16 protein-coding genes are annotated in these 20,313 nt (G+C 66.4%); 10 read left to right on the forward strand and 6 right to left on the reverse strand.

Going from position 1 to position 20,313, the window contains the following annotated elements; all coding sequences use genetic code 11:
* Positions 1 to 66 precede the first annotated feature (66 nt).
* Positions 67 to 1,662 carry a (2,3-dihydroxybenzoyl)adenylate synthase gene (locus SLQ31_RS20705; protein ID WP_319435930.1) on the forward strand — a complete coding sequence of 532 codons (1,596 nt, stop codon included), beginning with the start codon at positions 67 to 69 and terminating at the stop codon, positions 1,660 to 1,662.
* 6 nt (positions 1,663 to 1,668) lie between these two features.
* On the opposite strand, the gene SLQ31_RS20710 is transcribed toward SLQ31_RS20705, so the two are convergent.
* Positions 1,669 to 3,018, reverse strand: coding sequence for a salicylate synthase (locus SLQ31_RS20710; protein ID WP_319435931.1), 1,350 nt, complete (start codon positions 3,016 to 3,018; stop codon positions 1,669 to 1,671).
* 131 nt (positions 3,019 to 3,149) lie between these two features.
* Between SLQ31_RS20710 and SLQ31_RS20715 the strand changes: the two genes are divergently transcribed.
* From SLQ31_RS20715 to SLQ31_RS20740, 6 genes are all read left to right on the forward strand, one after another.
* Positions 3,150 to 3,896 carry a glycosyltransferase gene (locus SLQ31_RS20715; protein ID WP_319435932.1) on the forward strand — a complete coding sequence of 249 codons (747 nt, stop codon included), beginning with the start codon at positions 3,150 to 3,152 and terminating at the stop codon, positions 3,894 to 3,896.
* Positions 3,896 to 4,825, forward strand: a complete 930-nt coding sequence (locus SLQ31_RS20720; protein WP_319435933.1) for an ATP-binding cassette domain-containing protein — start codon at positions 3,896 to 3,898, stop codon at positions 4,823 to 4,825. Before SLQ31_RS20715 ends, SLQ31_RS20720 begins: the two co-directional genes overlap by 1 nt.
* Positions 4,822 to 5,562, forward strand: a complete 741-nt coding sequence (locus SLQ31_RS20725) for an ABC transporter permease (protein ID WP_319435934.1) — start codon at positions 4,822 to 4,824, stop codon at positions 5,560 to 5,562. Before SLQ31_RS20720 ends, SLQ31_RS20725 begins: the two co-directional genes overlap by 4 nt.
* Positions 5,559 to 6,353 (forward strand): ABC transporter permease, encoded by a 795-nt coding sequence (locus tag SLQ31_RS20730; RefSeq protein WP_319435935.1) that lies wholly within the window; start codon positions 5,559 to 5,561, stop codon positions 6,351 to 6,353. The genes SLQ31_RS20725 and SLQ31_RS20730 overlap by 4 nt, the downstream gene beginning before the upstream one ends.
* A gap of 233 nt (positions 6,354 to 6,586) precedes the next feature.
* Positions 6,587 to 8,005 carry a glycosyltransferase gene (locus tag SLQ31_RS20735; RefSeq protein ID WP_319435936.1) on the forward strand — a complete coding sequence of 473 codons (1,419 nt, stop codon included), beginning with the start codon at positions 6,587 to 6,589 and terminating at the stop codon, positions 8,003 to 8,005.
* Between the two features lie 109 nt (positions 8,006 to 8,114).
* Complete coding sequence (locus tag SLQ31_RS20740; protein ID WP_319435937.1) at positions 8,115 to 10,613, forward strand: alpha/beta fold hydrolase; 2,499 nt, start codon at positions 8,115 to 8,117, stop codon at positions 10,611 to 10,613.
* On the opposite strand, the gene SLQ31_RS20745 is transcribed toward SLQ31_RS20740, so the two are convergent.
* The 4 genes from SLQ31_RS20745 to SLQ31_RS20760 all read right to left on the reverse strand — a co-directional run bounded on the left by SLQ31_RS20745 (position 10,610) and on the right by SLQ31_RS20760 (position 16,572).
* A complete protein-coding gene (locus SLQ31_RS20745; protein WP_319435938.1) occupies positions 10,610 to 11,851 on the reverse strand; it encodes a cation:proton antiporter in 1,242 nt (413 codons plus the stop codon). The genes SLQ31_RS20740 and SLQ31_RS20745 overlap by 4 nt on opposite strands.
* Before the next feature lie 4 nt (positions 11,852 to 11,855).
* The gene (locus SLQ31_RS20750) at positions 11,856 to 13,655 is read right to left on the reverse strand and encodes a flavin-containing monooxygenase (RefSeq protein ID WP_413642729.1); all 1,800 of its coding nucleotides are present in this window, start codon (positions 13,653 to 13,655) and stop codon (positions 11,856 to 11,858) included.
* 171 nt (positions 13,656 to 13,826) lie between these two features.
* The gene (locus SLQ31_RS20755; RefSeq protein WP_319435939.1) at positions 13,827 to 15,302 is read right to left on the reverse strand and encodes a hypothetical protein; all 1,476 of its coding nucleotides are present in this window, start codon (positions 15,300 to 15,302) and stop codon (positions 13,827 to 13,829) included.
* 412 nt (positions 15,303 to 15,714) lie between these two features.
* Positions 15,715 to 16,572, reverse strand: a complete 858-nt coding sequence (locus SLQ31_RS20760; protein ID WP_319435940.1) for a sugar phosphate isomerase/epimerase family protein — start codon at positions 16,570 to 16,572, stop codon at positions 15,715 to 15,717.
* A 149-nt stretch (positions 16,573 to 16,721) separates the two neighbouring features.
* Between SLQ31_RS20760 and SLQ31_RS20765 the strand changes: the two genes are divergently transcribed.
* The 3 genes from SLQ31_RS20765 to mbtN are packed head-to-tail and all read left to right on the forward strand — an operon-like array spanning position 16,722 to position 19,692.
* Positions 16,722 to 16,997 (forward strand): acyl carrier protein, encoded by a 276-nt coding sequence (locus tag SLQ31_RS20765; protein ID WP_319435941.1) that lies wholly within the window; start codon positions 16,722 to 16,724, stop codon positions 16,995 to 16,997.
* Positions 16,994 to 18,547 (forward strand): long-chain-fatty acid--ACP ligase MbtM, encoded by a 1,554-nt coding sequence (mbtM, locus tag SLQ31_RS20770; RefSeq protein WP_319435942.1) that lies wholly within the window; start codon positions 16,994 to 16,996, stop codon positions 18,545 to 18,547. Before SLQ31_RS20765 ends, mbtM begins: the two co-directional genes overlap by 4 nt.
* Positions 18,544 to 19,692 (forward strand): mycobactin biosynthesis acyl-ACP dehydrogenase MbtN, encoded by a 1,149-nt coding sequence (gene mbtN, locus SLQ31_RS20775; RefSeq protein WP_319435943.1) that lies wholly within the window; start codon positions 18,544 to 18,546, stop codon positions 19,690 to 19,692. The genes mbtM and mbtN overlap by 4 nt, the downstream gene beginning before the upstream one ends.
* Here the strand turns inward: mbtN and SLQ31_RS20780 are convergent.
* Positions 19,659 to 20,258, reverse strand: a complete 600-nt coding sequence (locus SLQ31_RS20780) for a GNAT family N-acetyltransferase (protein ID WP_319435944.1) — start codon at positions 20,256 to 20,258, stop codon at positions 19,659 to 19,661. The two genes, mbtN and SLQ31_RS20780, sit on opposite strands and share 34 nt — an antisense overlap.
* Positions 20,259 to 20,313: the final 55 nt, after the last annotated feature.

Genomic DNA, 20,313 nt, shown 5'->3' on the forward strand with positions numbered 1-20,313 from the left:
CCTCTCTTAACTTTGGGAAGGCTACCCTATGCTCGCTACGCGGAGACGCCTACCTCAGGGAGCGCAATGACCGGTTTCACGCCCTATCCGCCAGACCGCGCCGCGGTCTACCGCGAGGCCGGTTACTGGACGGGTCAGCCCCTCGACGAGATCCTCCGGACCGCCGCGGCGCGCTGGCCCGACCACCCTGCCGTCGTCGACGATCGGGACAGCCTCACCTACGCCGAGCTGGACCAACGCGCGGATGCCGCCGCGGCGGGACTTCGCACCGTGGGAATCGGAGACGGGCAGGTCGTCCTGCTGCAGCTGCCGAACAGCTGCCAGTTCGCGGTCGCGTTGTTCGGGCTCTTGCGCGCAGGCGCCGTACCGGTGCTGTGCCTGCCCGGCCACCGCGACGCGGAGCTCGCACACTTCCTCGACGTCAGTGGTGCGGTCGCCATCATCGTGGGTACCGGCGCCGGATTCGATTACCGGGCCATGGCCGAGCGGCTGGCCGGTCGTGACAACCAGCTGAGCCACATCATCGTCGACGGCGACGCGGGACCACACCTCTCGTGGTCGAGGCTCTGCGAGGGCCACGGGCGACCACCGCACCCGAGCCCGGACACCAGCGGCCCGGCCGTGCTGCTGGTATCCGGCGGTACGACGGGTGCGCCGAAGCTGATCCCCCGCACCCACGACGACTATGTCTACAACGCCACCGCCAGCGCGCGGCTCTGCGAATTGACCAGCGCGGACGTCTATCTCGTCGCGTTGCCAGCCGGCCACAACTTCCCGCTCGCGTGTCCCGGCCTGCTGGGCGCGATGACCGTCGGTGCCACCGTGGTGTTCGGGACGGATCCGAGTCCGGAAGCGGCATTCGCCACGATCGCCCGCCATGGAGTAACCGCCACGGCGCTGGTGCCCGCGCTGGCGCGGTTGTGGGCGCAGGCCTGCGAGTGGGAGGAAGAGCGCCCGACCACCTTGCGTCTCCTGCAGGTCGGTGGTGCCAAGCTGGCCGCCGACGATGCCCGGCACGTGCGGTCGACACTCACCCGTGGACTGCAGCAGGTGTTCGGGATGGCCGAAGGCCTGCTGTGCTACACGAGGATCGACGATTCGGCCGAGATCCTCGAGCACACCCAGGGACGTCCGCTGGCCGAGCACGACGAGTTGCGGATCGTTGACGACGCCGGCGATGCGGTGCCCGACGGCGAGCCCGGTGAACTGCTGGTGCGCGGGCCGTACACGATCAACGGTTACTTCCGGGCCGAGGCGGAGAACCAGCGCTCGTTCACCCCCGACGGTTTCTACCGCAGTGGGGATAAGGTGCGCCGCTTGACTAATGGCTACCTGGAGGTCACCGGCCGGGTCAAGGACGTCATTCTGCGCGGCGGCGAGACGGTATCCGCGCTCGACCTCGAGAGCCATCTGCTGACCCACCCGGCTGTGTCTGCCGCGGCCGCCGTCGGCCTTCCCGACCCTTATCTGGGTGAGAAAATCTGCGCCGCAATAGTTTTCCGCGGTACCCCGGTTTCACTGTCCGAGCTCAATGACCATCTCGACACCCGCGGTGTCGCCGTGCACTGCCGGCCGGACATGGTTGCGTCGATGCAGGCGCTGCCGACCACGGCGGTGGGGAAAATCGACAAGCACACGCTCGTCGCGCAGCTGTGCTCCTGAGTGGGGTCAATCGCTGAGCGGGACGAGGTGGGGCGCCAGGCACCCCATCTTCTCGCAGGTCTCCTCGAATTCACGCTCGGGCGACGACGCGGCGATGATGCCCGCACCGGCGCGTAGCCAGGTCCGGGAGTCGACTTCGTAGGCCGCGCGCAGCGCGAGCGCGGCGTCCAGGCCGCCGTCGGGGGTGAACATCGCAACCGCACCCGAGTACAGGCCGCGCGGCATCTCGTCGAGCCGCATAATCGCCTCGACCCCAGGCGTTTTCGGAATTCCTGACGCCGTCACCGCGGGGAACAACGCCTCCAGCGCATCCATCCGGTTCCTGCTCGGATCCAGTCTTGCCCCGACGGTCGACCCCAGGTGCTGGACGCTGCCGCGCTCCCGCACGGTCATGAAGTCAGTCACCGCGACACTGCCCGGCTCGGCGACCTCGCCGATCTCGAGCATCGAGGTGCGGACCGACAGTGCGTGCTCGACGATCTCCTTGGCATCCGATTCGAGGTCGTTGCGGGCCGCTTGGTCATCGTTGGCTCCGCGGCCGAATGCCCTTGTGCCGGCCAGTGGCTCGGTTATCACCACACCGTCGCTATGCACCGCGGTCACCAGCTCAGGACTGAAGCCCAGAGCCCGGATGCCACCGAGGCGCATCAGAAAGGACCGGGCGGGGGTGTTGTGCCTGCGGCCCACGCTGTAGGTCGCCGGAAAGTCCACCGCGAACGGAACGTCGACGGTGCGGGACAGAATCACCTTCTGGTAGCGGTTATCCCGGATCTCGGAGATCGCGGTCGCGACCCGGTCCCGGTATCCGCTGTGATCGACCGACACGTCTACCTCGCAGACCTGACGGCTCAGGCCGTCGGGCCGCAGGTTCCGCACGGCCGCGCGAAGATCGTCGTCCCCGTTGACGAGGTCGATTCCGTTGGCCGAGACCATGACACGGCTGGCGGGAGTGAAGATCCGGGCCAGCGGGGTGCCCGCGGGGATCCGGTCGAACAACCCCAGTCGATGGGCGCCGAGCTCGAAGGCAATCCATCCGAACGCCGGTTCGCCGTCGGCCAGCACGGTCTCGAGCGCCTCAGCCAGGACTGCGGCGGGCCGCCCGCTCCAGGGTCGGCTCACCACGGGGCCGCCGTCGCTGATGCGGCACTCGTCGCGATCGAGCTCGATGAAGGCGCGGGTGCCGATCGCCAGTGTCCAGCAGCCGTCCTGCTCGTAGACCAGGTAGTCGGCGCCGACCCGTTCCGGAACAGCGGCGGCCAGCTGCGCAACTACGTCCGCCGGAACCATTCCGTGCGGTAGTACTGCCCACCCAGCCGTCGCGATCGGCGATCGCGGTGCCGCGGTCACATCGGTCATTGGTTGAGGGTAGCCTAACCTGTGTTTTCGGTTGGACGTCCGTGCGGTCACCGGATAACCGCACGTCGTGGGCGTGGGCGTCCGCGACGTAGCCCACCATTCGACCTCAGTGAAGGTTAGGCTGCGCTGATTTGTCCGTTCCGGAAGGGGGAGCCGCGATGATCTCGTTCGTCGTCCCGACCCTCAACGAACAACAGACCGTCGCACGGACCCTTGAGTGTCTGGCCTCGTATTCGGGCGAACACGAGATCATCGTGTCCGACGACAACAGCACGGATGACACCGTCGAGATCTGTCAGCGGTACGCCAACACGGTTGTCCGCTACAGCGAGCCCGCGAAGCAAACCATCGCCCAGGTCAGAAACCGCGGAGCGGCCGCCGCCCGGGGTGACTATCTGGTCTTCGTCGACGCCGACGTCCTGATCCCCGATATCGACGACTTCTTCCGCAGCTCGCGCTCCCGGTTCCAGGCCGACAGCGGCCTGGTGGCCCTGACGGGTCAGTACCGGGTGACACCTGAATCCGCCACCACGGCTGATCGATTCGTGTTCACAATGCTCGGCTTGCAGTTTCTGCTGCAGAACAACATCCTGCGGGTGGGCGCGGCCAGTGGAAAGTTTCAGATGGTGGCCGCCGAAGCATTCGACACGGTCGGCGGGTTCAACGAGAAGCTCGTCGCCTCCGAGGATATGGATCTCTTCCGGCGGCTATCCCGAGTCGGGAGAACATATTTCGCACGAGATCTGACCGTTTACCACTCCGGCAGACGCGCCAAGGCGATCGGCTGGCGCAAGCTCTTGTGGCAGTGGTTCAGCAACTCCGTTTCGGTGTTCTTCGTGAACCGGTCGGTCAGTAAGGAATGGACGGTGGTCCGCTGATGATCGAACTTGACGGCCTCACCAAGGCGTATGGCGGGGTGTCGGCACTGACCGACGTGAGCTTCACGGTGCCGACCGGTTCGGTGCTGGCGCTGCTCGGCCACAACGGCGCGGGCAAGACGACGGCGGTGCAGATCCTTTCGACATTGATACCGCCGACCGGCGGGCGGGCCACGGTCGCCGGCTACGACGTCGTCGAGCAGGCCGCCCTCGTTCGGGACAGCATCGGTGTCACCGGGCAGAGCGCCAGCCTCGACAACGTGATCACCGGACGGCAGAACTTGACCCTTTTCGGCCGGCTGAAGGGTATGCGGCGCAAGGAAGCTCGACGGCGAGCCGACGAGCTGATCGGCCAGTTCGAGCTTGATCATGCGGCCGACCGGCCCGTCTCGACCTATTCCGGCGGGATGCGGCGTCGCCTCGACGTCGCCGCGGCTCTGGTCGTGACTCCCCGGGTGCTCTTCCTCGACGAGCCGACTACCGGCCTGGATCCCCGCAGCCGCCGCCAGGTTTGGGAGCGGGTGGCCACGCTGGCCGCCGACGGTGTCACGGTCCTTCTCACCACCCAGTACCTCGAAGAGGCTGACGTACTGAGCGATTCGATCGTGATCCTCAACTCGGGGCGGGTCGTCGCACACGGCACGGCCGAAGATCTCAAGAGCCAGACCGGCGCCACCTACTGTCAGGTCACCCTCGTGCGTCGCGCCGATATCCCGCGCGTCATGGCTGCGCTGGCTGATATCGACGATGTCGACGCCGACGACGAGACCAACACCGTCTCGGTGCGTGCGCGCGACGGTGTTGGCACGCTCGCCGAGGTGGTCCGCCGCACCGACCAGTTGGGCGTCGGACTGGTCGACATCTCGCTGCGCAGGCCGACTCTCGACGAGGTGTTCTTGCACCTGAGCGCGGCGGCACTCACCCCGTGACCGCAATCACCGCGCTGACCGAACGGATAGTGCACACCGCCGTTCGCGATTTCGATCTCGCGTTGGGCGTATTGGTCCCGGCGGGAACCCTGCTCGGGCTCAACGGTGCGTTGCGGAACATCATCGACACCGGCGAGATGAGCTACACGGACTATCTGGTGCCGTCGATCATCGTCCAGGCCATGCTGCTCGGCGCGGTGACGACCGCCGATCGGGCCGGTCGGGAACAAGCCTCGGGCCTCACGGCCCGCTTGCGGACCCAACCCATTTCACTGCTCGCTCCGATGATCGCGCGCATGCTGTATTGCCTTCTGCGCGGAATCTTGTCGCTGGCCGCAGCGCTCGCGACCGCCTACCTCCTGGGTTTCCGGATCACCGGCGGCATCGCGTGCACGGTGGCGTTCGTGGCCATCCCGTTGTGCCTGACCCTGGCGCTCTCGCTGGGCGCCGACGCAACAGGGACCTGGCTCCGCAGGATCGGCGGGAGTCAGATCTTGTTGATGCCGCAGCTGATTCTGATTCTGGTCTCGACGGGACTGGCTCCCGCAGAGGCCTTTCCGAGCTGGGTGCAACCGTTCGTGCGGTACCAACCGGTGTCTCAGGTGACCGATACCATCCGCGGACTTGCGGACGGCGCGGTCGCGGGCAACCAGCTGGTTATCACCGCGGGGTGGTGCCTGGGTCTCCTGCTTGTCTTCGGGCTGATCGCTGTTCGCATGCAGAGGCGACCGCTATGAGCACGAACACCACGGCATATCGGCGGATCATGCCCGCCGTGATCCTCACCGAGCGCATGTTCATGCACTGGCGGCTGCATCCGATGGTGCCGCTGCAGTCCGTGCTGCTGCCCACTGTGTTGTTGTTGACGTATTACCTGGTGATCAGCAAGTCGATGCTGCGGCTGACCGGATCCGACAATCTCGCCACACTCGTGCCGATGTGCATCGTGGCCGGCACCATGATGGGCACACTCGGCGCCGGCTTCCATATCCCCGGTGAACGCGACAGCGGACTGCTGAGCCGATTCTGGGTGATGCCGGTGCATCGGGGGAGCTTCCTGGCCGGCACCCTGCTGGCCGAAGCGGCACAAACGCTGGTCGCCAGCGTCGTTATCCTGTTGGTGGGCATGACGCTTGGGCTGCGGTTCGAGGGCACGTGGCCCGCGGTCATCCCCTTCCTGTTGTTGCCGGTCTTGGTCACGTTCGTCTTCGCCACCATCGTGATGGCTGTGGCTGTGCGCAACAACAGTGCCCCGTTACTCACACTGCTGGGGGGTGCGGCGATCGGGATGGCCTTCTGCACCGGCGGGGTGGCTCCGCTGGAGCACTTCCCCGAATGGATTCAGCCCATTGCCCGCGTACAACCACTCGCTCCCGTCATCGACGCCATGCGCGCACTCGCCGAGGGTGAGCCCGCGGGTCACGCCCTGCTCGCTGCATTGGCATGGCTGATCGGGCTGGCGGCGATTTTCGGCCCGGTGGCCGTGCGGGGCTATCGGGCGGCGGCCCAGACCGGTGGATCTGGCTAAGACACCAGGGTTTTCGGTGCTCGAAGGGTCGAGCAGACGTAGCCCACACAGCTGGCTCCCAGCAGGCCATAATGACCACAACCAAGCGCCGGACAACCGTTCGGCCCAGGGCGGGGAACCGCCGTGCTCGAGCGCGCCATAGCCGGCGGAGCGCACGAGCATGTGACCAAACTGCATGGCCCGGCTGATTTTTGGTGCGCGCTTGCGCCTGCCGGGAGGAGGAAACCGACGCGATGAAGATCGCGATAGCCGTCCACGGCACCCGCGGCGATATCGAACCGTGTGCGGCGGTGGCGCTGGAGCTGATCCGCCGCGGACACGACGTTTCGATGGCTGTCCCACCCAATTTGATCGCGTTCGTCCGGGCGTGCGGTCTCACGACTGCGCTGCCCTACGGCGTTGACTCCCAACAACAACTCGAGGCGTCGATCTTCCGCAAGTCCTGGGGCATACGCGATCCGCGCAGGGAATGGCGCGAACTCGAGGACTACCTGAGCCAGGGCTGGGCGGAGATGAGCAACACCCTGGTCAGCTTGGCCAAGGATGCCGATCTGATCCTGACCGGTACCACCTATCAGGAGGTAGCAGCCAACGTCGCCGAGCACCTCGACACACCACTGGCGGCCTTGCACTACTTCCCTTTCCGTGCCAACGGCGTGATGTTCCCGCGCGTGCCCCGCTGGCTGGCCCACACGATCTGGCCGGTGGCCGAGTCTGTTTACTGGCGCCTGATGAAGCGCGCCGAGGTCGCGCAGCGATATGCACTGGGACTGCCACGGACACGGAAGCGGGCGATCCGCCGCATCGTCGAGTTGAGCGCGGTGGAGATCCAGGCTTATGACCCACTGCTTTTCGACGGCTTGGCGCAGGAGTGGGCCGGGCGCCGACCGCTGATCGGATCCCTCACGCTGCAGCTCGATACCGACAGCGACGCGCAAACCGAATCGTGGATCAGCGAAGGCCCACCGCCCATCTATTTCGGGTTCGGCAGCATGCCGATCGAATGTCCCTCGGCGGCGGTGGCGATGATCACCGAGGTGTGTGCCGAGTTGGGTGAACGTGCCCTGATCTGTTCGGGCGTATGGGATATCCCCGACACCTCGTCACCGCACGTGCGCATCGTGCGAAACGTCAGTCATGCCGCGGTGTTCCCGAAATGTCGTGCCGTGGTTCACCATGGCGGAGCGGGCACCACGGCGGCGGGCCTGCGCGCAGGGATGCCCACGTTCGTCTTGTGGATCAGTGCCGAGCAGCCCTTGTGGGCCAAGCAGGTGACGAAGCTCGGTGTCGGCACCTCCCAACGATTCTCCATCGCCACGCCCGAGTCGATCCGGGCCGGACTGCAGACCGTACTGGAGCCGCAGTATCGGCGACGCGCCGTCGAGGTCGCCGTGGAGATGACCAAACCTCAGGACAGTGTCTCGGCGGCCGCCGACCTTCTCGAGGCCGCAGCACGCGACGGGCGCAGTGCAGCACCACAATCACGGGTACCACACCCCCGGCACGAACCTGTCCACCGCCACGAGCAGGAGATGTTCCCCGCGGCATTCACGATCGGACCGCGCGACGTGCTGGCCGATCGGACCCATCAACAGGTGATCCGGTTCAACGCCGGGCACCCGAGTGACCGCCGGATCCACATTGGCGAGTGATTTGAGTTCGGCACGGTTGTTACCGCTCGGGTTAGCACTCGTTGGCGCGGGCGCCGTCGCCGCGACTGCGACTCAGATCTGGCGGCGCCGAGAACAACGGCCGGCCGTCGTGATAGCGCCCGATGACCTACCGCGACCGGCAGCCGTTCCGCCCGAGCGGCCGCTCGAATATCGGTCCGTAGCAGCGCACTTTGCGGCGACTGCCACCCGCCACCCCAACCGGGTGGCGCTGCGCGCCGCGACGCAGGCAATCACCTACGGTGATCTGTTCACCGCGGCCTGCGCCGTCCGAGAAGGTACGCTGCCCTGCGGCGAATTGCCGCGCGCTGCCCTCGTTCCGGCCGCCCTCACACAGGAGACGGTTGCGACCATTCTCGGCCTGATCGCCGCGCGAACCATCGTGGTGGCGCTCGACCCGGAACTGCCCCGCAATCGTGCGGAGGCGATCGCGGCCATCCTCGCCGAGCACGACTACGAGGTGGCGCCCGTCGAGATGTCCCCCGAGAATCGAGATGGCGGGCAATCCGCGGCCGGCACGCTCGGCTCGGATACCGAAACCCACGACGTCACCAGCATCCAATTCACGTCGGGTTCCACCGGAACACCGAAAGCGGTGCTGCACACCAACGGATTGTGGTTGGCCGACGCTCAACTATTGAACGACCGGTTCGGACTCGCCGACGGCTGCAAGGTGGCGTTATGCATGCCGATCAGTTTCGCCGGCGGACTCAACGTCTTGATCGGATCGCTGCTGGGCGGCGCCGAGATCATCGCGGTTGATCCGCGCGAACACAGCGCGCGGGAGGCTTTCGACCGCATCGCGGGCTCCCGTGCCGAGGTGATCACCTGCACACCGTCGTTTGTCGATGCCCTGCACAGGGCCGCCGGGGGCGCCACTTTTTCGCATATCCGACGGATCGTCACCACCGGCGAGCCCATGCAGGCGCGCCACGTCAGGCTGGCCAGGGAATTGGCGCCCACCGCGGTGATCACCAACTGGGTCGGCTCGACCGAGACGTTGGCCATCGCGAGTCACGACATCCCACCGACTGCGCCATTGCCACGGGGTGTAGTCCCGGTGGGAATCTCCGCACCGCACAAGAAGATCGAGATCGACGAGCACGGGATCGTGTCCATCACGTCCCGATACCTGGGGCCCGGTTATCTGGACTCTTCGACATCGACAGCCACCTTCGCCCGCACCGGGGACGCCACCACGTACGTCGGCGGTGATGTCGGACGCTGGGATGAACACGGCAACCTGGTCCTGTCGGGCCGCGCGGACAACACGGTGAAGGTTCGCGGGTACCTCGTCGAGCCTGCCGAGATCGAAGCGATGCTGGCGTCCTATGACGACATCCGTGAAGTCGCCGTCGTCGCCGATTGCTCTGGGACGCCGAGCCTTACCGCCTACGTCGCGCCCAGTACGACCGAGCGCACGCCATCACCCGCCGACCTGCGCACGCGGCTACATCGGGACCTGCCGCCATGGATGGTGCCGGCCAACATCGAGATCCTGGCGAGTCTGCCACGGGGAGACCGCGGCAAGGTCGACCGGATGGCACTGCCGAAACCAACCCGGGTCGCCTTCGAATCACCGATTGGTGTCCATGAATCGATGGCCGCCACGCTGTGGGCAGAGGTGCTGTGCGTCGAGCGGGTTGGCCGCAACGACAGCTTCTATGCACTGGGCGGTGACTCGCTGTCGGTGGCGCAGATGCTGGTCGCACTCCGCGAATCCCACGGCATAGCACTGAAGCCCGCAGATCTTGCCAGTGCGCCGACTGTCGCCGCGTTCGCGGAGAAGTTGGTCACGGCCCAACAGACCGCCCCCCGGCGGGCAGACCGACGGCAGCTGCGGCCGACCACAACACCGTTGCGGCCGTTATCGGCCGATACCGCAGATGCTCCCCTGTTCTGCTTCACCGGTGCGGGCGCTTCCGCGTTGTGCTTTCTCCCGCTGGCCGAACGGGTCGGGAACCACACCGCGGTTTATGCGTTCGAACCGAGCGGGCTCTCCGAACGCGCGCTCCCCGACTGGTCGATACCGCGTGCTGTGCACCGGCATTGGACCGATCTGCGCCGCATCCAGCCGCACGGGCCCTACACGCTGGTCGGCCACTCCCTCGGGGCGCACATCGCGCTGGAGACGGCCCGCGCGCTGCAGGCCGACGGCGAGATCGTCGAGCTAGTGGTCATGCTCGATCCCTGGCTGTCCCCTCGGGTGGCCTGGGATGCCCGCAAGGATCTGCCGGATGCGACGGTGACGCTGCAGACCGACGACGCGAACGGGTTCGATACGTGGTGGGAGCGCCAGAAGACGGTTCCGCTTGCCGGGCTGTTGTCCGCCGACTACGACCGCAAGACCCGGGCCATCGAAGAAGTCGGCATGATGGCCGCGTTCCGGCACCGGCCCGCACCATGGGACGGACGGGTGCTACTCATCCGCAGCCACCTCAACACCGATGATCCGCGGCTGTGGCAGCGAATCCTCACCGGTCAGTTGGAATCTCAGATTCTGGACTGTGATCATCATTCGATCGTGCGCGCACCACATATCGGCGCGGTCGTCGACTCCATTCTTGCCGCCCGCGGATCGCGCGTCTAGGCGGCTTCAGCGACTTCCGTCGTCGTTTCACGGGTCTCGGTGGTCTCGGTGCCCAGTGCGCGGTACAGGGGCGCGGTCACCGCGGTTGTGGCGATCGCGAGACCGCACAGCATGGCGAAGGCGAACGGGCTGATCAACCGTGCCTGGAAACCGACCGAGGCGATCGCGATCTCGGTGACACCGCGGCAGTCCAGCAGCACGCCCAACTTGGCCGACGAACGCCACGGCCACCTGTTGATCGCCCCGAACACGAAGCCCGCCGCCAGTTTCGAGACGAAGGCCACGATCGCCAAGACCGCGACGCACCACACCCCGTCCCAGCTGACCAACTCGTGTAGCGCCTGCAACGGAACCGACATCGCGATGCTGACGAAGAAGGCCGGCCACAACACATTGACGACCGAATTGAAGCCTCGACCCGAGGACGCCTCGGCCAGGGCCGCCGGGAAGGAGAATCCCGCAATCACGGCGCCGATCGCCGGATGGAATCCGAGGAGCTGCGTCGCTGCGGCGCCGACGAGCGCGGAGACCGCCATCATCGCGGCAAGCGCGCCGCCCTGACTCAGCGATGTGATGCGAGGGACCACCCTGGGAATGACGAACACGACGACCACCAGAAGCGTCGCACCGATCGCCACCGTCCTGGATGACATCGCGGTGGCGTGCGAGATAACCACCAGGGCAGTCACCAGGATCCAGGCAAACCCGTCGGTGACGACCGAGATACGCAGCGCCACCTGAGCTACGGGCGACAGCCCGATACCCAGGTCCTTGATGATCAACACCAGAACCGGCACCGCGGTGATGCCCAGCGCGATGCCGACGAAAACCCAGCCGTACGTCTCGTGGTGTTCGGGTACGCCGAGCCGAGCGGCGAACGGCCATGCGGCCAGTACCGATGCGGTGATGGGAATGAGGACACACGGCACGGCGCGCCATCCGATGGAGGTGTCACCCAACTTGCCGAAACGTCGTAGTTCATTGCCCGCGGCGAACATCAGCAGTAGCAATCCCGCGGTCCCGACAGCATCGAGAAGTTGCCGCGATGTCGTCGGAATGAGCTCCGTCCGAAGGGATACCGGGCATGCTGCCAGCGCGGTGCCCACTCCGATGCCGGCGACGATCGGTCCCAAGACGCGGGGCTGGCCGAATCTGTTGAACAGGTTCCCGATCAGCACCGAGCCGATCACGATCACGGCCAGAATGGTCAACCCTTGGAGCGCATCACCGAGAGGCATCGGCTCAGCCGACGGCTCTGCTCGAAACCAACGCAGGCTCAGGCGAATCCGTCGAGGGGTAGGTGCCGCCCAGAAGCGGGCTGTCCTCCCACTTCACCAACGGTGTGCCCATCAAGTGCTTCGGGTGGAAGGACGGGGGTGTCAGCTGTAGGACCACATGGCGCAGAGCCATGTCCCGTCGATTCTCGACGGGTTCGGAATAGACGTCGTCCAGGGCTGCACGACCGAGGTTGTGCGGCCCGACGATCCGGTAGCCGGACGGATTGAAGCTGCCAAACCAAAGCTGGATGAACAGCTTCGGGTTGAACAGCATCTTGCTCATCGGTACAAGGCAGCCGATCTCGCGGGCAAGTGCGTCCAGGTACATCACCTGCGACGGGATCGACTCAGTCTGGCGCGGACTCAGCGCCGTCCAGTGCTCTTCCCATTCCTTCTCGCGCCTGATGCGTTCGCCGATATCGCCGGGCAGCTGTTGCGTGCCGCTGCACACCCGCGCGAAGTAGCGGGCCTGCATCTCCGCACAGACGGGTATCGCACCCGAGAACGGCCGGACGAACCCGATGAATGCCACCGTCCCCTGGTGGTCGGGATGCAGGAAGTGCTTGTAGAGATTGCGGACATTTCCATCCTTGACCTGGAGGTCGCCGATGGAGAAATCCTGCTCGAAGCCGGTGCACAGCACGACGGTGTCGAAGTCGCCCGCCGCCGAGTCCGCGAAGGCCACGCGGTTGCCGGCCGACGAGTCAATTCCTGCGTCGTTCAACGTGACTCGCCCAGCGGCGATGGCGGGGATGAAGCTGACGTTCTTGCAGAAGATGCGCCGTGGGCTCCAACTTCCCTCCGGGTGGGAGCGGCGATTCCATGTCTCGATCAGCTTCCAGTTCTCGTAGTTCTCGAGAGTGTCCACATCGAGTCTCGCGGGGTCGATGGGTTGACCCATCGGATTGACGGTCGGCTCGGCGCCACCCTTGTTCCGATTAATGCCAAGCGCGCCAAGCACCGCCGTCGCGAACCCATAGACCACCGACATGAACAGGAACAGCGCCTTCGCTAGCGCGCCACGCCCCCAGAATGATTCGAGCTCGAGCGGGTAGGTGGTGGCCCGTCGGTACATCTCGTGGTGATGCGCACGAACGGTGCCGTGATCCGTCGTTCTGTTGCGGTCCGACACTCTGGGCAACAGGTAACTGTATGACCGGATCGACAGCGTGCACGCACTGGCGACGTCACCGATCTGACGCACGATATCGGCGCCGGATTCCGCAAGCCCGACGATGAGGACCCGCTTTCCGCGGAAACGGTCGTTGTTCCGATACTCGGACGAGTGCACGATCTCGCCGGTGAAGTCCTCGAGCCCGGCGATGGTCCGGTTGGGGGTCTTGAACGGCCCGGAGCAGACCGCCACCGCGTCGAACGGCTCCTTGGACTCGATACCGTCGCGGCGCACCGACACGACCCAGCGATCGGAAACCTTTGCGACATTGGTTACTTCGCTACTAAATCGGATGCGCTCCCTCAGCCCGAAGCGATCGGCATACGCGCTGAGGTATTCGAAGTACTCGCCCCGCGAATAGAACTTGCGTTCCCCTTGGTACGGATAGTCCGAGTAGGCCATCAACTTCATCGAGATGGTCAGATACAGATCGTCGTAGGCCTTCATCTTGTCGCCGTCGCCGTCGTAGCGAAGCCAGATGCCGCCGATATCGGGGTTCTTGTCGAAGCACACGACGTCGTGGCCCTCGTCGAGAAGCTGCTTGACGGTCGTGAGCCCGCACGGACCCGCCCCGACGACGCAGACCTTCATGAATACCTCCGACATCCTCACCAAAGCGGGCACACCCCGAGGAGATATTAGGGGAGGCTAACTCCGTTTGGGGGGCTACCTTTTCAGACCTCAAAAGGGAGCGGGTACGAGCCCCGACTGTTGCGCAGCCGGGACCCGTACCCGCATCAGTGCGTGACGAGCCGTGGTCCGCTAGCTGTGGTTGGCAGTCCCGTCGTTGCCCTGGTTGCCGGTGCCACCACCGCCGCTGCCGCCCGAGCCGCCGTTGCCGCCGGTGCTGGACTTGCCCGCACCGCCGGTGGCAGTGCCGCCGCTGCCGCCGCTACCACCGACACCGGTGGGGGAGCCACCGCCACTTCCCACAGAGATACCACCGGTGCCCCCGGTGCCACCGTTGCCACCGCGGGCGTTTCCGCCGGTCGCGCTGCCACCGTTGCGACCCGCGCCACCGCTACCGCCGATGGCTCCGCCGTTGCCGCCGTTACCGCCTCGGCCGCCGGTGGTGTTGCCACCCTCGGTCGACTTCGCGTTGCCGCCGGTGCCGCCGCGGCCACCGAGTCCGGACAGGCCACCACTGCCGCCCGCGCCACCCGCACCACCCGTGGAACTGCCGGCTTCCGAGGTGGCGCTACCACCCGAGCCGCCACCGGGGCTCTGCGCGAGGAAACGTCCGCCGCCGTCGCCGCCGGCACCGCCGACCGCCTTGCCGTTCTGGTAGGCGGTGCCATTGCCGCCCTTGCCGCCACTGCCGACCAGATCGGGAATTCCGTTGCCGGACAGCACCGCGTATCCGCCGGAGCCGCCCTTACCGCCGGTGGCGGTCTGGCTGCTGGTTCCGCCGGTACCGTCGGCGAGGCCGACCGTCGCGGAACCACCCGCGCCGCCGGCACCGGGGCCGTACTCGCTGGGGGCGCCTTCGGCGGGCAGGCCCCAGAGCGAGGTGCCGCCGTTACCGCCAGCGCCGCCGGTGGCGTTGCCGTTGACCGACGAAGCCGCACCGCCCGCGCCGCCCTTGCCTGCCTTGCTCGCGCCGGAACCGCCCGTCAGGGCCCCGAGCACCGCAGCCTGGCCGCCGCTACCGCCGGCACCGCCGTTGCCGCCGAAGGCGTTTGCGCCGTCGCCCGCGGCACTGGTGTTGGTGTCCGTGCCACCCGCGCCGCCATTGCCGCCGTTGCCGGAGAACAGACCCGCATTGCCGCCCCTGCCGCCGTTCGTGGCCGCCGAGACGAGTGTGCCGTCCTGGTTGTACACGGCGTTCACGCCGGTTGCACCGTCGCCACCGTTTCCGCCGAACCAGCCTGCGTTACCGCCGTTTCCGCCGTTGGCGCCAGCACCACCGTTACCGAAGAGCAGCCCACCATTGCCGCCGTTGCACGCTGCACCCACGCAGTCCGCTGCGGCGTCGGCACCGTTGCCGACCAGGAAACCACCACCAGCGGTCGCAGAGCCGAGTGCCGACTTGGCCGCCGCAGGCGACGCGAGGCTGGGGACCGACGAACAACCCGGAGCGGCAACGCCGCCGTCCGTCTCGCAGGAGACGAGTCGAATCTCATGCACCTGGACGCTCTGGGCCGAAACCGCCGTCGGCTCGTCGAGCACGGCCGCGGCCGCAGCCGCCGCCAAGGCGAAAAGTCCGACCATCGCCGCCCCAGCGACTCCCGTCGTCATCACGTGCCTCTGTGTGGAATGCGGTGCGGCCCTGCGGTATGCGACCTTCGCGTTCATACAATCCCTTTGCAATTTACGGCCTCGCCGCTGTGGCAGGCGCTGGTTCTGTGCGTTTCCTGAGAGAAATGCAGCATCATCTTTGGATCCGCTTTCACCCGGGTCAATAGCTACGTCTGGCGATCAGACGACGTTTTCGCCTCGTTTCCCAACCGCGCCGGCCGCCGCGCGAGGCGGATGGCAACGCCGAAAACGCGAGGTCAAGTGGGTTGAGTGGCGGCTCGCCGCCGCCCCGCGAAAGTACGGCCGACCCCCGCCGAAAAATAGTTTGGCTGGCCATGGGTATCTCCGGATCGGGCCAGCTCACCTTGCCCCAACAGAATGTGCTGCGACATAACGGGTTCGGTCGACTTCATCAGGCCAAGTGCCCACAGTCGGCGTAGGCGAGGTCGAGCACCTCGCGCGCGCCACGCAGCGCCGCGCGGGAGCGCTCAAGGGCGGAGGCCTGCCACAGCACCGGCGCCTCGACGCTGACCGGGACGTCGCGCGGTAGCGCACGCAGCATCGCCGCCAGGTCGATGTTCCCGGCGCCGGGAAAAAGCCGCGCGTTGCGGCCCTGGTATCGCAACGCCTCGATGGTCGTCGGCCGCTCGGGCAGTCCGTCACAGATCTGGACGTAGCGAATCCAGGCGGAAGGCAATGCCGCCAGATCGGCGGGAGTGTTCAATGCCCGGTCGTAATGCAGGGCATCGACCAACAGTCCGACATTGGGATGCCCACAGCGTGTGACGATCGCGGCAGCCTGCTGCAGGTTCGCGACATCCGTCCACGGCATCGGCTCCAGGTTGGGTGTCAGCCCGTAATCGGCTGCCAGATCGGCGAGTTCGGCCAGATGATCGGCGAGGCGGGCGTGATCGGGATCGTTACCGGTGACCAGAATCTGGCTCGCGCCCAGATAGGCCCCGGTCTCGATGAAGGCTGCGAAGTCGTGCCGTATCCGCGTCTGGGGTGTCAGGCGCAACACTTCGATATCGATCAGCGTCAGCCCGGTGTCGTCGAGCCTGCGGCGGGTCTCGCGAATCAGCGGCGTCATACCGATCGTCGGGCGCAATGGCTCGGCGTCGGTCGCCCGGATCAGGCGAAGTCCGACGGCGTCGAAACCCGCCCGCGCGGCACAGTCGACCATTTCAGCGGGCCCGAGTTCGAGCACGGTGAGCGGCGCCAATGAGATCGGGCGCGTGACATCGGCGACGTCAACTTCTGCTCTAACCATGGATACTCCTCGTCCCCAACACCTCCCGTGGCCGCGAGACCGTGCCATTGTCGGACAACCGCGTCGGAAATTGGGGGCTCCCTTTCTCGTCACCCCAACCCGGATATAAGGCTAGCCTTACCAAATTCCATGACGTACCCTTCCCTGCCATGGACTCATCGACGATCAGCGGCGAGCTTGCGAGCATCTTCCGTGAAGATCTCCAGATCGACGTGTCACGGTTCACGCCGGACTCCCACCTGATCGACGAGGTCGGACTCGATTCGGTGGCCTTCGCCGTCGGCATGGTCGCCATCGAAGAGAAGCTCGGCGTGGTGTTGTCGGAGGAAGAGTTGCTGACCTGCGACACACTCGGCGACCTCGACGCAGCGATCCGCAATAACGGAGCCGCTGGGCCGGCGACATCGGCTGAAGCTCAGGGATGAATGCACTCGCATCGGCGCTTACGGAGTCGATGACGTCGTCGACCACCGACCTGGTCATCCTCGACCGCGAGACCGACACCTGGCAACGGCACCCGTGGCCTGAAGTACACGCCCGCGCCCAACAGGCCGCCGCGCTCATTCACGAAACGAACTCCCGTGCAATAGGTCTGGTCGGTGAACCAACGATCGAACTCGTCGCCATCATCTTCGGCGCGATGATCTCCGGTCGGAGCCTGTCCATCTTGCCGACCATGACCCGTGGTGCCGATCCGGCTCAATGGGTGGCCACCACGCTGGGGCGCTTTCGTGACATCGGCGTTGGCGCGGCGTTCAGCCACGGTGCCGAACTGAACCTGCTGCTCGAGGGCAACAACTCTGCGGTGACCGTGCACGATGCCGCCGAGATCGACCGCCGTGCGGCGGCCGCGGTCACGGCCGCCGACACCGACATCGCCGTGCTCCAGGGCACGGCCGGGTCTACTGGTTACCCGCGCACCGCGGTGCTGTCGCCCGACGCGGTGCTCAACAATGCGCGCGGGCTGATCCAGCGACTGGGCGTGAACGCTGCCGGCGACACCGGATGCTTGTGGCTACCCCTCTATCACGACATGGGGCTGACCTGCCTCGTCACCTCCGCGGTCTCGGGTATCCCGCTGTGGCTGGCACCGACGGCCGCGTTCGCGGCTTCCCCGTTCCGCTGGCTGAAGTGGCTCTCGGAGAGCCGCGCCACGATCACTGCCGGGCCGAATTTCGCCTACAACCTGATCGGCAAGTACGCCAGCCGCGTCAGCGATGTCGACCTCAGCAGTGTTCGGATCGCGATCAACGGTGGTGAGCCGATCGACTGCGACGGCCTCGACCGATTTGCAACCGCCATGGCGCCGTTCGGATTTCGCGCGTCAGCTGCTGCACCCGCCTATGGTTTGGCTGAATCCGTGTGCGCTGTCACCATGCCCGCTGCCGGCACCGGGCTACTGGTCGACGAGGTCGACGGCCCCACCGGCAGGCAGCGGCAGGCTCTTCTCGGACCGCCGATCGACGGTATGGAAATTCGTAGTGTGCCTTTCGACAATGCCCCACCCGGCGTCGGGCAGATCGAGATCCGCGGCACCTCGCTGATGAGCGGCTACCTCGGCGAAGAGCCGATCGACAGCGAGAGCTGGTTTCCCACAGGCGATCTCGGCTATCTGACCGAGGAAGGTCTGGTCGTCTGCGGGCGGGCCAAGGAGATCATCTGGGTTGCCGGGCGCAACATCTTCCCCAGCGAAGTCGAACAGGTCGTCGCCCAGATTCCGGGCGTGCGTGAAGGCGCCGTGGTCGCCGTGGGCACCCCGCCCGGTTCGCCACGCCCAGGACTGGTGGTGGCCGCCGAATTCCGCGGCCGCGACGAGGCGGCAGCGCGCAGCGCGGTGATGCAACGTGTCGCCGCGGTGTGCGGTGTCGCTCCGGCCACCGTCATGCTGCTGGCACCTGGGTCGCTGCCCCGGACCTCGTCGGGCAAGCTGTGCCGTCTGGAAGTGCAACGACAATTGGAATCGGTGAACGCATGACTGAGTTCACCGAACTGCTGGATGCCGCCTTCGACGAGCAGGTCACACTCTGGACCGCGGATGCCGAAGCCAGCGAACGGTTTCCGCGTCAGCTGATCGAACACCTTGGCAAATCCGGCGTGTTCCGGCACAAGTGGGGCGAGCCGACGCAGACTCACGCTGACATCGGCAAGCTCATCGCGCTCGCCTCTGCTCTCGGCGATCTCATGTCCGCCGGCATCGCCGTCGGAGTCAGCCTGCACGATTCCGCGATCGCGATCCTGCGCCGCTTCGCCCGATCCGATTACCTGCGGGACATCTGCGAGCAGGCCATCGACGGCAACGCCGTGCTGTGCATCGGCGCGTCCGAAGAATCGGGTGGCTCGGATCTGCAGATCTGTGAAACCACGATCACCAAGCGCGACGGCGGATTCGACGTGCGCGGGATCAAGAAGTTCGTCTCGCTGTCCCCCATCGCCGACCACATCATCGTGGTCGCCCGCAGCGTCGACCACGATGCCACGAGCCGGCATGGCAACGTCGCACTGATCGCGGTACCGACCGCAAACGTCGAGGTTCAGCCGCCGTATCGCAAACTCAGCGCCGGTCCTCTGGACACCGCGGCCGTCCACATCGACACCTGGGTTCCCGAGGATGCGCTGGTGGCGCGCTCCGGCACCGGGCTCGCCGCGATCAGCTGGGGCCTGGCCCACGAGCGTATGTCAGTGGCCGCCCAGGTTGCCTCGTCCTGCGAGCGAGCCATTGGAATCACCTTGGCGCGCATGATGACTCGTAAGCAGTTCGGCCAGACACTCTTCGAGCACCAGGCACTGCGGCTGCGGATCGCCGACCTGTCCGCGCGCGTCGCACTGCTGCGTCACGCCCTGGACGGGATCGCCGCGGGCGGGCGCCTCGACCTGCGGACCGCCGCCGGGATCAAGGTCACCGCCGCACGACTGGGTGAGGAGGTCGCCGGCGAGTGCCTGCACATCTTCGGCGGCTCGGCATTCTTGGTCGACGAGACACCGCTCGGGCGATGGTGGCGTGACATGAAGCTGGCCCGGGTCGGCGGAGGAACCGACGAAGTGCTCTGGGAACTCGTCGCCGCCGGGCTCAAACCCGACTTCGACGGCTACGCCGAGTTCGTCGGCCGCTCGAACGCGTAGAGCGCCATCCGCCGGTTCGCCATGTCGTACTCACCCAGGAACCGGCATCCGACGAATTCGCACAGCCGCCGGGCGCCGGTGTTGCGGTGATCCGGATCGAACATGACCCGCTGACAGCGGGGTTCGATCGCGAACAGGCTCGCCACGATGCGCGGCAGCAAGCGCGGCGCCAAGCCCCGATTGACCGCACCCAGGTCAGCGATCGCGGCGTGCAGCCCGAGATCGTACGGGTCGACGTCATAGCAGGGCGCGATCGAATCCTTTGCCGCCCGGTATAACTCAAGGTAACCGCCGTCGACGCCATTGAGGCTGGCAATCAGCGGCAACGAGTAGGTTCCGCCGAGTTGGGCCAGGAGATGGTTGCGCCAGCGTTCGACCGGCCAGTCGTATTCCCACGCCTCGGCCAGATGTGGCCGGTTCATCCACTCGGCGACCATCGCGGCATCCGACTCCACTGCCGCCCGCAGCGCGTACGGCGAGTCGACGATCGGAACCGGGGGTGCCGGCACCGCTGCCACCTCGTCGGACAGGTCGGTCAGCGCGCGGGCAAGAACAAGCTCGGTCATCGTTGGGGAGCGTAGCGCAGGGACCCGCGGTAGCGGTGGCTCCGATCCCCGACAT

The sequence above is a fragment of the Mycobacterium sp. RTGN5 genome (genome assembly GCF_033804465.1).
GTDB lineage: Bacteria > Actinomycetota > Actinomycetes > Mycobacteriales > Mycobacteriaceae > Mycobacterium.

Excerpts from the sequence above, each read along its gene's own strand:
- mbtN (WP_319435943.1), top strand. The coding sequence starts at position 18,544 with ATGACTGAGTTCACCGAACTGCTGGATGCCGCCTTCGACGAGCAGGTC.
- SLQ31_RS20765 (WP_319435941.1), top strand. The coding sequence starts at position 16,722 with ATGGACTCATCGACGATCAGCGGCGAGCTTGCGAGCATCTTCCGTGAA.
- SLQ31_RS20780 (WP_319435944.1), bottom strand. The coding sequence starts at position 20,258 with ATGACCGAGCTTGTTCTTGCCCGCGCGCTGACCGACCTGTCCGACGAG.
- SLQ31_RS20720 (WP_319435933.1), top strand. The coding sequence starts at position 3,896 with ATGATCGAACTTGACGGCCTCACCAAGGCGTATGGCGGGGTGTCGGCA.
- SLQ31_RS20710 (WP_319435931.1), bottom strand. The coding sequence starts at position 3,018 with ATGACCGATGTGACCGCGGCACCGCGATCGCCGATCGCGACGGCTGGG.
- SLQ31_RS20705 (WP_319435930.1), top strand. The coding sequence starts at position 67 with ATGACCGGTTTCACGCCCTATCCGCCAGACCGCGCCGCGGTCTACCGC.
- SLQ31_RS20750 (WP_413642729.1), bottom strand. The coding sequence starts at position 13,655 with ATGAAGGTCTGCGTCGTCGGGGCGGGTCCGTGCGGGCTCACGACCGTC.
- SLQ31_RS20745 (WP_319435938.1), bottom strand. The coding sequence starts at position 11,851 with ATGCCTCTCGGTGATGCGCTCCAAGGGTTGACCATTCTGGCCGTGATC.
- SLQ31_RS20760 (WP_319435940.1), bottom strand. The coding sequence starts at position 16,572 with ATGGTTAGAGCAGAAGTTGACGTCGCCGATGTCACGCGCCCGATCTCA.
- SLQ31_RS20730 (WP_319435935.1), top strand. The coding sequence starts at position 5,559 with ATGAGCACGAACACCACGGCATATCGGCGGATCATGCCCGCCGTGATC.
- SLQ31_RS20755 (WP_319435939.1), bottom strand. The coding sequence starts at position 15,302 with ATGACGACGGGAGTCGCTGGGGCGGCGATGGTCGGACTTTTCGCCTTG.
- mbtM (WP_319435942.1), top strand. The coding sequence starts at position 16,994 with ATGAATGCACTCGCATCGGCGCTTACGGAGTCGATGACGTCGTCGACC.
- SLQ31_RS20735 (WP_319435936.1), top strand. The coding sequence starts at position 6,587 with ATGAAGATCGCGATAGCCGTCCACGGCACCCGCGGCGATATCGAACCG.